We start from the raw sequence: 15,976 nt of genomic DNA, 5'->3' as shown, positions 1-15,976 counted from the left end.
TCATGCGAAGCTCCGTACTTTTTTGATTGATTCCCATGTGGGAGAGACCTTTTCCAAATCACCTCATTCGTAAAGTTTCCAGGCCCGAACACTGCGTCCATGAGCATCTTTAGGTAGTGGCTCGCGGTCGGGTCACAGTGGAGGTAGATGCTCCCGGTCGGCTTGAGCACCCGGCGCAGCTCGACCAGCCGCGGCGCCATCATGACCAGGTAGGCCAGCAGGTCGCAGGGCCCCAGAAATGTGCGGAATGCTTGCAGGGCGTCGGCCACCTTCCCGCCCTTGGTCACCAACTCGGCAAAGACAGCCTCGTCCTCCTGGTCCCAGGTCCAGGTGTCCTCGAAGGCGCGGATCTGCGAGGCGGCCCGGCTGCCGTCCTGCTCGGCGAACAGCACGTTGTAGGAGGCGTTGGAGTTGAACGGAGGGTCGAGGTAGACCAGGTCCACGCTCTCGCCCGGCACGTGCTGGCGCAGGATGTTGAGGTTGTCGCCGTAGTAGAGAATGTTTTCCGGCATTTGGCGCTCCTTAAGGAGCTTGTCCTGCATATGGCTTTCTGTAGGGGCGGCCCCCTGTGGCCGCCCGGATTGGACGGGGCAGGCACGGGGGCCTGCCCCTACAGGCAAGACGCCTTCCGCCTCAGTCGAACATAAGCCTTAGCAGCCCGCCCGCGAAATAGACGACCATTCCGCAGAGGGCCAGCATCCCGGCGTGGACATAGCCCACGGACCCCGAGAACACACCGGCCAGGAACAGCGCCAGCCCGAGGAAGAACACTGCCATGAAGAACCGTCCGCCGCCGGAGACCGGGAACAGGTGGAACGGCTTGCCGTCGCCTTCGACGTCATGCTGGCGGGCGCGCCAGACCGTATCGACCTTGTCCTTGGGGGGGGCCGGGAATAACAGCGAGGCCAGGGGCGCCACAACCAGCACCGAGGCCGTGCTGAGGAACGTGGAGAAGAAGAAAGCGTCCACGCCACGGTAATAGGCGGACAGCGAGCCCACTATTATCCCCACGATATAGCCGATCAGCATGCCCTGCCAGTTGCCCCGTTTCCAGAGCAGGCCGAACACGATGGTGATAACGAAGAACGGCATGTCGAAAATACCCACCACGGTCAGGTAGGCGGCCACCACGTTCTCGCCGATCAGCGGGATCAGGAAGGCGAAGCCGATCCCCATCAGCCCGGCCAGCACGATCATCGTCCGCACGATGATCAGGGTCTGGCGCTGCGAGGCTTCCCGGTTGAACAGACTCTTGTAGACATCGTTGCAGAAAACGCTGGCCGCTCCGGTCAGGTTGGTGCTGACCGTACTCATCTGGTTGGAGAGCAGGCCGCAGGCCACCAGGACGATCAGGGCCGGTCCAAGCGAAGTGCTGATCAGGGTGGGGAAAGCCTTGTCCATGTTGGTCAGCCCCGGGAGCAGCACCGAGCTGACCAGGCCGGGCAGGATCCAGAGCAGGGCGAACGGCGTGGTGATGATCCCGGCCAGCACCAGGCCGCGGGCCGCGCTGCGGGCGTCCTTGGAGCTGAGCGACATCTGCAGCAGCCCCGCGTCCGTGCTCGCCCACTGGATGCCCAGGATCCAGATCGCCAGGATGAACTTCCAGTTGTACAGGCCGGTCTGCGGCACCAGGTTCATCCGGCCCTCGGCCAGGTGCGACATCAGGCCCGGCCACCAGCCCACCTTGGCCATGACTATCGGCAGGATTATCAGCGCCCCGCCCAGCATCAGGATGAACTGGATCGAGTCGATGATCGTCACGGCCCACATCCCGCCCATGAAAGTGAAGACTATGGCGATGCCGGCGAAAAGGAAGAGCCAGAAAGTCTGCGAGGAGGTGATTTCAAAGCCCGGCACGTAGGCGATGGTGCTGAAAGCGACCGTGGCGGCCACCAGCACGACCCCCAGCCAGAAAGTGAGGCGGATCACCCAGATGAAGCCGATAAGGATCCGGATCACCCGGCTGTAGCGCATTTCCAGGAATTCGGGGACGGTTTTGATCTTGAGCCGTCTCAGGATGGGAATGATCAGCAGGCCGGCGAACACCAGACCCATGTTGCCGGTCCAGCTCTGCCAGATGATCGAGATGCCGTGCATATAGGCGGTGCCGCTCTGTCCGATGAAACTGAACAGGTTTACGTTCGCCGCGGTCAGGGCGGAGGCCAGGATGAACGGGGTCAGGTGACGGCCCGCGACCATGAAATCGTCCCCCGTGTCGATCCAGCGCGAGAGCAGCCCCCCGATGAGGATCTTTGACAGGAGGAAGGCGAGCAGGACGATCAGACCGATATATCCCATAGCTGTCTCCGGTGCTGGAAGATGGATACCTGGGAAATCACGTATGCTGGAAATATTCAAGGTCGCTGGGACACAACGATTGGCAAAGATATGCCGCACCCGCGCCGTGGTCAATAACAAAGTACCGCTGGCCGATACGCTTAAAGGGCCGGCCCCTGTCCGGTCCGGTTGACAAAAACTCCTGCCGCGCTTATGTTGACTCCGTTTAGGCGGGACAGTGGGCGCACGGAGCGCCCGGTTCGATCCAATCCCCGGCGGACAGGCCTGCCTGTGGCGATGACCGGTGAAAAGAAGGGTGGATGGAAACCTATCTGATAGTCATTCCGATACTGCTGTTCTCGGTGGTGGTGCACGAGGTGGCCCACGGCCTGAGCGCCGAGTATTGCGGCGACCCCACGGCCCGCATGCTGGGCCGGATCACGCTCAACCCGGTCCCGCACATCGACCCGGTCGGCTCGATCCTGGTGCCGGTAGTGCTGGCCCTGAGCGGGACCAATATGTTTTTCGCCTGGGCCAAGCCGGTGCCGGTCAACCCCTACAACTACCGCCACCCGCGGCGGGACGACATAATCGTCTCGTTGGCCGGGCCGGTGTCCAACGTGCTGTTAGCCTTGCTGTTCACGCTGCTGTTTGTCCTGTTCCTCTGGCTCACCCCCTCGGGGGCGGGCCTGTCGAGCTGGCAGACCAACCTGGTTATGGTCCTGCGCTACGGCATGTGGATCAACCTCGTGCTGGCCATGTTCAACCTGATCCCGATCCCGCCGCTGGACGGTTCGCATATCCTGCAGAACCTTCTGCCCTACGAGGCGGCGCGGACGTTCGACCGGATACGGCCCTACGGGTTCCTCATTCTGCTGGCGGCCATGTATTTCAACGTGCTGAACGTGCTGCTCACCCCGGCCCACTGGATGATGGGCCTTCTGCTCAAGGTGGTGGTCTCGGCCGGCGCGCTGGGGTTCTGAGACAGCGGCCAGCCGAAGGGCAGAGGGGTGTTCCCCCCGGAAATGGCGCCCGCCGGAAAGCGGACGGGCTGCATAAATATGGTTTCCGGATAATAAACGAAGGTCATTTGTGGAGACTGGACAGCAATGGAAGCGAAAAAGAAAGGCGTGATCCTCAGCGGCATGCGTCCCACCGGCAAGCTGCACCTGGGCCATCTGGTCGGGGCGCTGGAGAACTGGATCGAGCTGCAGAACAGCTATGACTGCTATTTCCTGGTGGCCGACTGGCATGTGCTGACCACCGGCTACGAGAAAACCACCGCCATCGGGAACAACATCTTCGAGATGGTCTGTGACTGGCTGGCCGTGGGCCTCGACCCCCAGCGCTCCACGTTCCTGATCCAGAGCAAGGTGAAAGAGCACGCCGAGCTGAACCTGCTTTTGGGGATGATCACCCCGATGCCGTGGGTGGAGCGCAATCCCACGCTCAAGCAGATGGTGGACGACATGGGCCTGGCCGGCAAGATCAATTTCGGCCTGATGGGCTACCCGGTGCTCCAGGCCGCCGATATCCTGCTCTACCGCGCCGATCTGGTGCCGGTGGGCGAGGACCAGGTGGCGCACGTGGAGATGACCCGCGAGATCGCGCGCCGTTTCAATTTCCTGTACAAGGAAGTCTTCCCGGAGTCCAAGGCCAAGCTGACCCGGACCGCGCGCCTGCCGGGCACGGACGGCCGCAAGATGTCGAAGAGCCTGGACAACTGCATCTATCTGTCGGATGACGACCTGGCCGTGGCGAACAAGGTGCGCCAGATGATCACCGACCCGCAGAAAGTGCGACGCGGCGACCCGGGACGCCCCGAGGTCTGCTCGGTCTACGCCTATCAGGAGGTGTTCAACAAGGCCGAGACCGACTCAATCGCCTCCGGCTGCCGCTCGGGCGAACTGGGCTGCGTGGCCTGCAAGGGGATGCTCGCCAAGTCTATCGGGGCGGTGCTCGAGCCGATCCGCACGCGGCGGGCGGAATACTACAACGATCCGCAGCGGGTCGAGCGTATCCTGGCCGAGGGTTCGGCAAAGGCCGCCAAGTGCGCCGCCGAGACCATGCGAATGGTCCGCGGCGCCATGGGCATGGAATACTGAACCGGGGAGCCCGTTTCCCGAAGGGGCGGCAATGGCCGACTACCAGGTGCGGCTGGATGTGTTCGAGGGTCCGATGGACTTGCTGGTCTTTCTGATCCGCAAGAACGAGATCGACATCTACGACATCCCGATCGCGCTGATCGCCGACCAGTACATGCAGTACATCACGCAGGCGGGAATCCAGGACCTGGAGCAGGCGGGCGATTTCCTGCTCCTGGCCGCCACGCTGCTGCAGATCAAGAGCCGCATGCTGCTGCCGCGCCCCGTGGGCGAGGACGAGGAGTACGAGGACCCGCGCACCGAGCTGGTGGAGAAGATTGTCGAGTACCTCCAGTTCAAGGAAATCGCCGAGCACATGCGCCGTCTGGAGGAGCTGAGCCAGCGCCGCAGCGAGCGCGGGCTGAACGAGCTGGAGCTGCTCTCGGCCGAGGAGGGCGCGGACCAGTCCGAGGGGCCGCAGATCGACGCCACGATCAACGACCTGATGCTGGCGTTCAGCCGTTTCCTCAACCGCAAGCCCCCGGCGCCGCCCCCGGTGCACCGGGTGGTGCGCGAGAAAATCAGCACCGCCCAGCGCGTGACCCTGATCCGCCGCCTGCTGGCCGCGAAAAAGCGAATCCTGCTGAGCGACCTGTTCCCAGAGGGCGGCACCCGCATGCTGCTGGTGGTGACTATCGTGGCCCTGCTCGAGATGGCCAAGCAGGGTGAGATCAAGGTGGAGCAGGCCGACAATTTCGGCAACCTCTGGGTGCTGCGCGGCAGGAAACGCCCGGCCGAGGGAGACGCCCAGGCGGAGGACGTGCCGCAAAACGGTTTCGCGCCCCCGGAGGGCGACGGCGTTGCCGGGCAGGACAGCCCTCCCCCGGCCGAACCGGACGGGGATTCCACAGGAGAGCTTGAAACCTGATGGCTGAGCACACGATAGAACAGGTGGTCGAGGCGTTGGTGTTCGCCTCGGCCGAGCCGGTGGCCGCCGAGCGTATCGCCTCGGTCCTGGACATCTCGGCCGAGACCGTGGCCAGCGCGGTGGAGGCGCTCAACTCGGCCTACGAGATGCAGGGCCGCTCGTTCCGCATCCTGATGATCTCGGGTGGCTACCAGCACCGCACCCTGCCCGATTTCGCCGAGCAGATCCGCAGCCTGGGCCGTCAGGTGGCCGCCGGCAAGATGAGCCTCCAGGCCCTGGAGACCCTGGCCATCATCGCCTACCGCCAGCCGATCAGCCGGGCCGAGGTGGACAAGATTCGCGGGGTCAACGCCAGCGGAGTGATCAAGACCCTGATCGAGAAAAAGCTGGTCACCGTGACCGGCCGGGCCCAGGTGCTGGGCCGTCCGCTGCTCTACGGCACCACGTCCCAGTTCCTGCGGCATTTCGGCCTGGCCGGTCTGGACCAGCTGCCGCGCGAAAGCGAGCTCCAGGTGCTGCTGGAGGAACATTCCGGCCCCGCCGCCGACAAGAGCGCCCCGGCACCCGCCGGTGAGGCCGCCCCGGCGGATGGGGAGCAACGGGTCCTGATGTGAGGTGAGTGTGGACAACGAAAGCGTGAAGATACAGAAATTCCTGGCCGACTGCGGCCTCAGCTCGCGCCGCGGGGCCGAGCGCCTGGTGCGCGAGGGCCGGGTGCGGATCAACGGGCAGGTCGTAACCGACCCGGCCGTGCGCGTGGACCCTGCCGCCGACCTGGTGGAATGCGAGGGCCGTGCGCTCAGCGTGAATTCGGAGGCCAGCCCGAAGGGGCTGATCCTCTACAAGACAGTCGGCACGGTCACCTCGACCGCCGACCCGCACAACCAGGACACGGTCTACAGCCTTCTGCCGCCCGAGGAGCGGGAGCACCGCTGGATTTACGTGGGACGTCTGGACAAGGACAGCGAGGGGTTGGTGCTGTTCACCGACTCGGGCGAGCTGGCCCACCGTCTGACCCACCCCTCGTTCAAGGTGCCCAAGCACTACGTGGTCCAGGTGGCCGGCAAGCTGGAGACCCGTCATCTGCGCCAGTTGGAGCATGGCCTGGAGATCGAGGGGACCCCGATGCGCATGGACAGCGCCCGGATCATCCGCTCCGACGCCGAGACCACCACGCTGGAGGCCGTGCTGCACCAGGGCGAGAAACGCCAGGTCCGCCGTATGCTGGGGGAGGTCGGGTTCAGGGTGATCCACCTCTGCCGCACCGAGCTGGGGCCGCTCAGCCTGTCCGGCCTGAGCCCGGGCCAGAGCCGTCGCTGCACGCCGCGCGAGATGCGCGCCCTGGAGCGGCAGCCCGCGGGTGAAGACAAGGCGCCTGGCGAGAAATGAACTATTAAGTCAGGAAATGTTTTGACAAGGTGGCACCCGGTTTCTTATCTTCATGCATCGCTCACTCTGACCTTGATGAACCTGAAAACCGATTCGAGAACTATCCTCCCGAGAATGATGAAACCGAGCAAATTGATCCTCAGCCTGTGCGCCGCCGTCCTGACCGCGGCCTGTCCCTCCCTTGCCCGTGAAATCCCGGCTTACCTTCTACAGATGGGTCCCTCCGGAAAGAGCCACGCCCTGGTGGTGGACAAGAAAACCCAGACCCTGGCCCTTTACAGCTCCGCGGCCGAGGGCCCGCAACTGGTCAAGGAGTTCCGCTGCACCACCGGCAAGAACAACAACGGCCCCAAGTCCCGCAAGGGCGACAAGAAGACCCCGAACGGGATTTACTTCTTCCGCGGCCATCTGGATGACGGGCAGCTGCCCGACAAGTACGGCGTGATGGCGTTCACCATGGACTATCCCAACGATTACGACGAGCTGGACAACAAGACCGGCTCCGGCATCTGGCTGCACGCGGTGGATGACGACAACCGGGTCAACCAGAGCTACGACACCGAGGGCTGCGTGGTGGTGACCAACGAGGATATCCGCGAGCTGTCGCATTTCATCGGCCTGCGCGACACCCCGATCATCATCGACGACAGCCTGATGAACCTTCCCCCGGCCGAGATGGAGCGCGAGCGCAAGGAAATGAACGCGCTGATCGACAAGTGGCGCGTCTCCTGGGCCGGCAAGGACCTGGACGGCTACATGGACTGCTATCACGAGCGGTTCCACGGCAAGAAAGGCATGAACAAGAAAGCCTGGCGCGACTACAAGGGCCGCCTCAACCGTCAGTACAAGAAAATCGAGGTCAAGGTCACGGACCTGCGCCTGTGGCGCTACCACGATTACACCGTGGCCTCGTTCATCCAGAGCTACAAGTCCAGCGGGTTCAGCGCCAGCGGTTTCAAGCTGCTCTACCTGATGGACTCCAAAGAGGGCTGGAAAATATTCTCCGAGAAAATGTAGCCGCGCACGCGAGCGGGGCTCCGGGCGCAGGGGAATGCGCAACAATGATGTCCGTCACGCGCAGCGGGGTTGCCGACCGTGCCTGTGGCGGACTTTTTTTCGGGCGGTCCGCGGAGTCTGCATTCTGACAGTCGCTATCGGAGGGGCCGGATATGCCGTCGTTCCAGGAGTGCATGAGCGAATACAGGCTCCAGTTGGGCAAAGGGGCGATCCAGAAAGCGTACAAAGGGCTGATGGAATACATGCAGGCTCTGAAAACGCACCTTAAAGACAGGTATCCGGAATATTACGTGTCCGGCGGCCTCTATTTCGGCTACATGGATATGACGTATTTTGCCTTTTCTCCGGAGGCGCTCAAACAGCGCAACCTTAAGATCGCCATAGTGTTCAATCACGAGGAGTTCAGGTTCGAGGCCTGGCTGTCCGGATACAACAAGCCGGTTCAGACGCAATATTGGCAGCTGTTCAAGGATTCCGGCTGGGACAGGCACCGCGTGGTGCCGACAGTCAAGGGCTACGATTCCATAGTGGAGCATGTCCTGGTCGAGGCTCCCGATTTCAGGGATTTGAATTCTCTGACCGGGCGGATCGAGCAAGGGATCTTGAAATTCATCCATGATATTGAGATTTTCCTGTCTGAACACTGAAACCGGCTTTCGATTTACGCACTTGCCAAGCCCGCGCCGCGCTCGTATACTAAGGGTGTCTGGGCGCAGAGTCCCCCTCCCGTTCTACTCTGTCGCCCTCTCAACTGTATCCGAGGCCATCCGATGATCCTGAGAAAAAGCCCTCCCGCCCCGCAGTATTCCCCTGACAGCCGCCAGCGTATGATCCAGGACATCCTGCTCCAGGAACATCCGCGCTGGGCCGCTCTCTGCCGCGAGGGCCTCGACACGGCCGACCCGGAGCAGGTGCGGCGCATGCTTACCTACCTGGAGCGGGTGGAGCGTTGCGCCAGCCTGTTCATCCCGGCCCGCGACCAGGATTACGGGATCACCGAGCGGGGCGGGGATGCGATCCTGGGCTACCTTCGCAACAGGGACGGCAGCGGGAGCTATTTTTTCTTCGCCGACGTGAGCGGGTTCACCGCGCTGCTGACTTTCCTCACCGACCGTTTCGGTAAGGAGGAAGCCGGCGACATCATGAACCTGAGCATCCTCAACCGTTTCTGCCTGAACAAGATGGGCCTGCTTTTCGAGCTCCTGCAGGGCTCGGACGGCAGCGCCGACCGGGGCGTGGCCACGCTCAAGGTGATGCTGGCGATCCGCGCCTCGATGCCCCTGATCACGGAGCAGGTGCGCCAGGAGCTGCGGCGCAAGCTGGCCGGTAAGCCGCACCAGAAAGAGATACGCGCTTTCATCGAGAAGCTGGTGGTCAAGGCCAGCGGCGGAGTGATCTTCGACCCCAAGCCCGGCAGCGCGTTCTACGGGGAGGCGGTGCGGGCGCGTATCACCTGGGGCGCCACCGGCAAGCGGGTGGCCCAGGCCGAGAAGCTGGGAGGCAACGACGATCAGGTGCGGCCCGACCTGGAGGAGGTGAAAGGCTTCGCCGTGGACAGTGTCAGCTATGCCCGTCTGGCCGACCTGTTCGCTCAGGGCTGGCTGGGCCTTACCCCCGACGACCTGGCGGTTTCGGAACCGCAGGAGGGTTTCCGCAAGGTGGTGATCTGCCCCGCGGGCATGGACAAGCTCGTCCCCTGGGTCGACCGGGCCTGCGAGGCCGGGCTGACCGCAGCGGAGGGAGACTGGAGCGCGACGGAGGGGATGACGGCCACTGATATCCTGCTGGAGCTGGGCGGGCGGTTCCTGGAGATCGAGCGCTATCTGGGCAGCCGCTCGCTGCTGCTGCACGTGGTGCGCAACCTGGGCCGCGACGGCAACACGAACCTGCTGCTGGATGAGAGCTGCTCCGCGGTGCGCGACAGCGGTGTGCTGTTCGTCAATTTCGCCCTCGACAAGCCGGAGGAGCTGCTCGACCCGCTGGCCGACACGATCCACGGCGTGATGCTCCGCTACGGCATCCTCTACAAGTACAACATTTTCCCCAAGGGAGATTTCAACCTGATGGGGGTGCTGGGGACCATGGCGGCCGAGAAGAAGGAGAGCGACCGCTATTACACTGAAATTCTCTGGAACGCCTGGCGTGACCTGAACCGCGAGGTGGGCCGCCAGTTCGGCGGCCGGGTGGAGCTGCGCGGCGGGCTGAGCGTGGGCAAGGCGCTCCAGGGCCCGGCCGGAGACAACATAATCCACAACGAGGAAACGATCATCGGGCCGGACTGCAACCTGGCCGCGCGCCTGGTCAACGAGGCCCTGCTGCAGGACCAGGAGCACCGGTTCGTCCACGCTCCCGGCACCCTGTTCACCATCGAGAGCCACCGCCGCAAGGTGGACCACCTGATCCAGCCGCGCGGGCCCGAGCGCGAGGTGAAGCTCAAGGGTTTCAGCCAGCCGGTGGCCCTGTTCAACCTGACCGAGCGCAGCCGGACCGAGAGCGTGGCCGATTTCATCGCCCGCCTGCGCCGCCTGCCGCTGGTGACCTATGACGGGCAGGTGGTCAGAAACAGCGAGGACATGCGGCGCGGGCAGTTTATCAGCCGGGCGATGGAGATAATCGAGAAAGCGGCCGCGGGCGAGGTGGAGCGCAGCCAGCTCATCGCTTTCATCGCCGCCAGCGGGGTGGGCAAGACCCGCCGGATATCCGAACTCGCCAACTGGGCCCTCGAGAGCGGCTGGCCGGTGTTTTTCGGCGAGTGCTACTCGTGGTACCAGGGCGAGGGGCCTACCGGGGGGGCCGGGGTGAGCGCCGACCCCGCCATGGCCGAGAGCCACAACGATGAGGGGGCCTATCCCTTTTTCCCGTTCATCCGCATCCTCAAGGAACAGGTTTTCCGGATCGACAACCAGGACCCGCCCGAGTTGCGCCTGGACAAGATCGCTCAGGTGCTGGCCCGGCTCGACCCGGAGCTGGCCGTACAGGCCCCTGTGATCGCCTCGTTCATCGGGGTGGAGGCGCCGGAGAGCGCTCTTTCGCGCGCCCTGGACCCGGAGGCCCGGCGCAACGTGTTCTACGACCGCACAGCCGATATCTTCGCCGCCCTGGTGCGCGAGCAGGCGGGCCGGGGCGTGGTGCTGCTGTGCATCGATGACCTGCAGTGGGCCGACCGCAACAGCCTGCATCTTCTGGGCTACCTGGCCCGGCGGGTCGGGCCGGGCCTGGTGATCTGTGTCAACGCCCGCCACAAGGAACAGCTTGGCCTGCTTGCCGATCCGGCCCTGCCCCTGGACTGCGAGCTGCTTCAGCCACCCCTGCTGGAGCCGCAGGCGGTGGACACCCTGGCCCGGATCACCCTGGGCCTCGACCCGGAGAGCGCCGGCGGCGAGGGCTTGCCCGCCGTGCTGCGGGAAAAGCTGCAGAAGGAGCTGGAGAACAACCCCTTCTTCATCATTGAGTTCTGCGGCAAGATCCAGGAGATGGAGATCATCCGGGTGGCGGACGGCCGCTGCACGGGTTTCGACGCCGAGCAGTTCGTCGGCGTGACCATCCCGAACAAGATACAAGGGGTGATCGAGGAGCGCCTGGGCCGCCTTCCGGCCGAGGAGCACGCCGCGATCCAGTATTCCTCCGTCCTGGGCAATATCCTGCGCTATGTCATCATCCGCCAGTTCCTGCCCGCGGTCGATGAGGGCGGCCGTCTGTTCGGCGACACCAAGCTGGAGGAGCTGTTCAGCCGCCTGACCGGCCAGGAGATCACCCGCCTGGAGAACGAGCGCGACCCGGAGTGGGTCTACACGTTCAAGCGCGCCCTGATCGGCGAAAAACTTTACCAGGAGCTTGTGCCCAGCCTGCGCAAGAGGCTCCACCGCGAGGTGGCGCGGGTGTTCGAGAGCACACACCTGAGCAACCAGTTCGAGAGAGTGCTGATGACCGCCCTGCACTACGCCAACGCCGAGGTGCCGGACAAGGCCTGCGCGTTCTACCTGGAGGCCGGACGCCTGGCGCGCTCGGTGTTCGACAACGAGCGCAGCCTGCTGCTGTTCGGCCGGGCCGAGCGGATACTGGCCGATTACGAAATAGTGGATGCCGCGGAGCGGCGACGGGTGCTGCACGAGGAGCGCGGCCAGGTGAACCAGTTGCTGGGCCGCTATGTGGACGCCCTGGCCGATTACGCCGCCCTGGAGACCCTGGCCGGGCAGGCGAGCGACAGCGAGCTTAAATCCCTGGCCCTGTATCTTACCGCCGGGGCGCTTTCGCAGCGCGCCGCTCCGGGCGACTACAGCGCCGCGGTCCAGAATTTCGAGCTCGCCGCCGAGACCACCCGCGACCGGGCCCGTCTGGCCGCGATCCTGAACGACTGCGCCCGCACCTGTCTGGAGCTGGGCCAGCGCGAGCGTGCCCTGGGCCTTCTGGACCGCGCCGGTGAGGCTTTCGACAGCGCGGCCGGGAGCGATCCCACCGAGGCCCTGATTTTCCGGGTCGCTCTTCTGCGCAACCGAGGCAGCGTGCTGCACCGCCAGGGACGGTTCAGCCAGGCGCTGGAAATCTACCACCAGGCCCTGGAGCTGGTGGGCAATGAGAGCGAGGAGCGGTTCAAGAAACCCCGCGCCCAGTTGTTCAACTCGGTGGGCCTGTCCCTGATGAAAGCCTTCCGTCTGGAGGAGGCCCGCGGGTGGCTGGGCAAGGCGCTGGAGCTGGCCCGCTCCATCGGCGACCTCAAGACCGAGGTGATGGTGCGGATCAATATGGCCGTGGTGGCCAACGACATGGGCCGCGCGGATGAAGCCCTGGAGCTGCTGAGCCGCGAGCACTCGCGCCTTTCGGCCCTGGTGGGCGACAGCCGCGAGCTGGCCGCCATGGAGTTCAACATCGGCGAAAGCTACATGTTCCTGGAGCGTTTCGAGGAGGCCGTGCCCTGGTACGCTCGCGCCCTGCAGGTGGCCGGGCGCATCCAGTACCTCGAGTTCGAGGCCGCCACGCGCTACAACCTGGGCGAGGTGCTGCACACCCTGGGCCGCCAGGCAGAAGCCCTCGAAGTGCTGGAGCCGGCACAGCTCCTGGCCGACTCCGGTGGCTGGGACCTCCAGCGCATGGACCTGGCGAACCTGCTGGGTGAAATCCACCGCGAGCGGGGCGAGCTGGACGCGGCCCGGGCCAGCCACGGGAAGGCTCTCGAGATCGGGCGGAGCCTGGAGGATGATTTCGGCACGGGCTGGGCGCTGCGTAACCTGGCCCAGGATATCCTGGCCCAGGAGAGCGCGCCCGACCTGGCAGCCTGCAGCGCGATGCTGGCCGAGTCGGTCGAGGCGCTGCGTCGGGCCGGGCAGCCCGAGAACCTGATGCACTCGCTGCGCGAGATGATCCTGTTCCGCCTGGACCGGGAGCACGTCACGCAGGGGGTGAAAGAGCTGCTGGACGAGCTGCGCGGCCTGGCCGACAAAACCTCCAACCGCCAGTTCGGCGAGTTCTGCACCGCAATCTCGGAGCGCCTGGGCTGAACTGTCACACGCGGGGAGCTTAAGAGATCGGGAAATGGACAGAACCGCTTTCGTTTCCGCATCACACACCCTGCGCCGCGCGCTGATCGCCGCGCTGCTCTCGGCCCTGCTGGCTGCGGGCTGCAACAACGGGGCCGCCCGGATCGAGGTCGACCTTCTCGATCATGTCAACCCCGGGGCGAGTATCCTGGTGGAGAATGTCGGCTCCGGCGGACCGGAAAGCGAGCGCTATTTCAGTTGGCGTATCGACCCCTCTACGGTCGACATGCCGCTCGGAACCTCGAAGTCCCTGGATGTGGACCGCGTGGAACTCACTTTCGAGGGCGACCTGAGCGCTGACAAGGCCGCGCAGGCGGAGCTGACCATTTTCCTGGACGACGGCTCGTCGCAGGTGTACAGCGATTCCCTGGCTTTCACCCTGAGCAGCCGCGCCAGCCTGCCCGCGCATTTCAAGCTCACCTCGATCGACCCGCGGCTCAACCGTATTTTCGGCCGGGAGCGTTTTTTCCTCGGCCTGCGGCTGACTTTCATCCGCCCGTCGGACAGCGGCACGGCCGTGGCCGAGCTTGCCATCGGCAAGTTCTCGGCCCTGGTCACCGGCCGGCAGGTGCGGTACTGACATATTCCTCCGGTTATCATTGAAATATTTGCGAACGGCTGTTAGCTTTAACACTTCGGCGCAATCGTGCCGGAATCACACCCGAGTTTATGACCTTACTTCCGGTCCGGAATCACATTGGAGAAAGAATGGGACGTATAGTAATGAAATTCGGCGGCAGCTCGGTAGCCACCGCCGACCGTATTCTCGCAGTGGCCGACATTGTCCGCTCCGCCCTGGAGCGCCGTCCCCTGGTCGTGGTATCCGCGGTGGGAGTGGCGCAGAAAGGCGAAACCAAGATTACCGATCAGCTCGAGGCCCTGGCCGAGCTGGCTTATACCGGCAAGCCGTTCGAGGCCAACTTGGCCGCGATCCGTGACAAGCACGAGAAAGTCCTGGCCGGGCTGGGCCTGGACTGGTCCTCGATTTCACCGATCTGGGGCAAGCTGACCGCGGCCCTGGCCGCCACCAAACGTCCCTACCACGAATTCCTGGACGAGATTTTCTCTTTCGGCGAGCGCCTGTCCAGTTTCATCCTGGCCTCGGTGCTCGACAAGCAGGGAGTGCCCAGCCGTTGCGTGGATGTGGACGAGCTGGACATAATCACCAACGACTTTTTCCAGGACGCCAGTGTCTCTCCAGAGATGGAGGACAAGGTCCTTTGCCGGTTCCGTGACGAGGAACGCACCCTGGTGGTGCCGGGCTTTGTCGGACGGACCGAGGACGGGCGCATCGTCACGCTCGGACGCGGCGGCAGCGACTACACCGCGGCCCTGGTCGGCGCGGCGTTCGAGGTGGATGAGATCCAGATCTGGACCGATGTCTCGGGCATGCGCAGCACCGACCCCCGCGTGGTGCCGGATGCCGAGCGTCTGGAGACAATCTCGTTCGACGAGGCCAAGGAGCTGGCCTCTTTCGGGGCCCGCGTGCTGCACCCCAAGACCATCGAGCCGGCCATGCGCCGCAACATCCCGGTGTCGGTGCTGAACACATTCGAGCCCAAGAACCCCGGCACAGTGATCCGCAACGAGCGGATCAAGCACGGGAAAGTGATCAAGGCCATCGCCAGCAAGAGCGGCGTCACGCGCCTGGACCTATTCTCCAACCGCATGCTGGGGGCCTACGGTTATCTGGCCAGCCTGTTCGAGGTGTTCGCCCGCTACAAGAAAGCCGTGGATGTGGTCGCCACCACTGAGGTGAGCGTAAGCCTGACCGTGGACAGCAAGAAGGACCTGGACCGGATAGTCGAGGACCTGCGCGGGTTCTCCGAGGTCCAGGTGGCCAACAACAAGACAATCATCTGCATCGTGGGCGAGGGCATGCGCCAGACCCCGGGAGTGAGCGGCCGCGTGTTCAGCACCCTCGGCACGGCCGGGGTGAACGTGGAGGTCATTTCCCAGGGCGCCTCCGAGATCAACATCACGTTCGTGGTGGATGACAAGGACGCTGAGCGGGCGATCAAGGCCCTCTACTACGCCTGCATCAGTTGAGCTGTCCAGATCAGGCGGAGCGTTGGAAATCAGAACGGCCATGAATGGCCGGTTTGACCGTAGGGGCGGGTTTAAAACCCGCCCCTTACGTATTCCTGCCCTGTTTACGATTCTCACGATTTGGCGCGGAACACCGCGCTGCGGCTTTTTGCCTCGCTGGATTACTATCAGGGAACTCACATGCTCGCATTTTTTCACAGCCCCGGAGGGGTGACCCTGGTGTTCGACCGCCAGTCTGGCGAGAGCGGGGCGGCTCCGGCCGAGCCGTTGGCAGTGAGCGCTCTGTGCGGACCGCCGGGGCGGATGTTGACTCTGGTGGCCGCCGGGACCGCGCCGGGGTCGATACCGGAGTCGATTCGCGCGTCGGGAGGGACTGCTCTTGAGGCGGTTTCTCCCGGCTGCCTGCGCGAGGCTCTCGGCGGGCGGCCCTATGTCCCGGCCTCCGGGGACATCCTCCGTCTCTGGGCCGGCCTCTCCGGCTGCCGTCCCGCAACCGCCCTTAACCTGGCGTTCGGCTGGATGCCGGGAAGCTGTCTGACAATCGACCTCGAGGCCCTGGCCCATAACCTGCGCGCGGTGGCGCGCGCGGCCGGGGAGAGAGTAGGCCTCACCGCCATGGTCAAGTGCGACGGCTACGGGGCGGGGGCGGCTCCGGTGGCCCGCGCCTGCCTGGCAGCCGGGGCGACGCGCCTGGCCGT

13 protein-coding genes are annotated in these 15,976 nt (G+C 64.4%); 11 read left to right on the top strand and 2 right to left on the bottom strand.

The genetic code is table 11. The annotated features are described in order from the left end of the window. Positions 1-512: site-specific DNA-methyltransferase (locus tag LLH00_09630; protein MCE5271528.1), on the bottom strand; the 512-nt coding region annotated here is incomplete at its 3' end. Positions 513-633: 121 nt separating this feature from the next. Continuing rightward, positions 634-2,298, bottom strand: a complete 1,665-nt coding sequence (locus LLH00_09625; GenBank protein ID MCE5271527.1) for a sodium:solute symporter family protein — start codon at positions 2,296-2,298, stop codon at positions 634-636. Positions 2,299-2,597: 299 nt separating this feature from the next. On the opposite strand from LLH00_09625, the gene LLH00_09620 reads away from it, so the two are divergent. From LLH00_09620 to LLH00_09570, 11 genes are all read left to right on the top strand, one after another. Then, positions 2,598-3,260, top strand: a complete 663-nt coding sequence (locus LLH00_09620; GenBank protein MCE5271526.1) for a site-2 protease family protein — start codon at positions 2,598-2,600, stop codon at positions 3,258-3,260. A gap of 126 nt (positions 3,261-3,386) precedes the next feature. Beyond that, the gene (gene trpS / locus LLH00_09615) at positions 3,387-4,382 is read left to right on the top strand and encodes a tryptophan--tRNA ligase (GenBank protein ID MCE5271525.1); all 996 of its coding nucleotides are present in this window, start codon (positions 3,387-3,389) and stop codon (positions 4,380-4,382) included. A 31-nt stretch (positions 4,383-4,413) separates the two neighbouring features. After that, entirely contained in the window at positions 4,414-5,289 is an 876-nt protein-coding gene (locus LLH00_09610; protein ID MCE5271524.1) for a segregation/condensation protein A, read from the top strand. Next, positions 5,289-5,903, top strand: coding sequence for an SMC-Scp complex subunit ScpB (scpB, locus tag LLH00_09605; protein ID MCE5271523.1), 615 nt, complete (start codon positions 5,289-5,291; stop codon positions 5,901-5,903). The genes LLH00_09610 and scpB overlap by 1 nt, the downstream gene beginning before the upstream one ends. 7 nt (positions 5,904-5,910) lie before the next feature. Continuing rightward, complete coding sequence (locus tag LLH00_09600) at positions 5,911-6,678, top strand: rRNA pseudouridine synthase (protein ID MCE5271522.1); 768 nt, start codon at positions 5,911-5,913, stop codon at positions 6,676-6,678. A gap of 117 nt (positions 6,679-6,795) precedes the next feature. Further along, a complete protein-coding gene (locus LLH00_09595; GenBank protein MCE5271521.1) occupies positions 6,796-7,695 on the top strand; it encodes a L,D-transpeptidase in 900 nt (299 codons plus the stop codon). A gap of 152 nt (positions 7,696-7,847) precedes the next feature. Next, positions 7,848-8,342: a hypothetical protein gene (locus tag LLH00_09590; protein MCE5271520.1), complete on the top strand. Its 495-nt coding sequence runs from the start codon at positions 7,848-7,850 to the stop codon at positions 8,340-8,342. Positions 8,343-8,465: 123 nt separating this feature from the next. Beyond that, entirely contained in the window at positions 8,466-13,190 is a 4,725-nt protein-coding gene (locus LLH00_09585; GenBank protein ID MCE5271519.1) for a tetratricopeptide repeat protein, read from the top strand. Between the two features lie 34 nt (positions 13,191-13,224). Further along, positions 13,225-13,809: a hypothetical protein gene (locus LLH00_09580; GenBank protein ID MCE5271518.1), complete on the top strand. Its 585-nt coding sequence runs from the start codon at positions 13,225-13,227 to the stop codon at positions 13,807-13,809. Positions 13,810-13,937: 128 nt separating this feature from the next. Continuing rightward, a complete protein-coding gene (locus LLH00_09575) occupies positions 13,938-15,278 on the top strand; it encodes an aspartate kinase (GenBank protein ID MCE5271517.1) in 1,341 nt (446 codons plus the stop codon). Positions 15,279-15,458: 180 nt separating this feature from the next. Further along, a partial coding sequence (locus tag LLH00_09570) for an alanine racemase (GenBank protein ID MCE5271516.1) occupies positions 15,459-15,976 on the top strand: 518 nt, incomplete at its 3' end.

This window comes from bacterium (assembly GCA_021372515.1).
GTDB lineage: Bacteria > Gemmatimonadota > Glassbacteria > GWA2-58-10 > GWA2-58-10 > JAJFUG01.
This window is presented reverse-complemented; position numbering and strand designations above follow the sequence as displayed.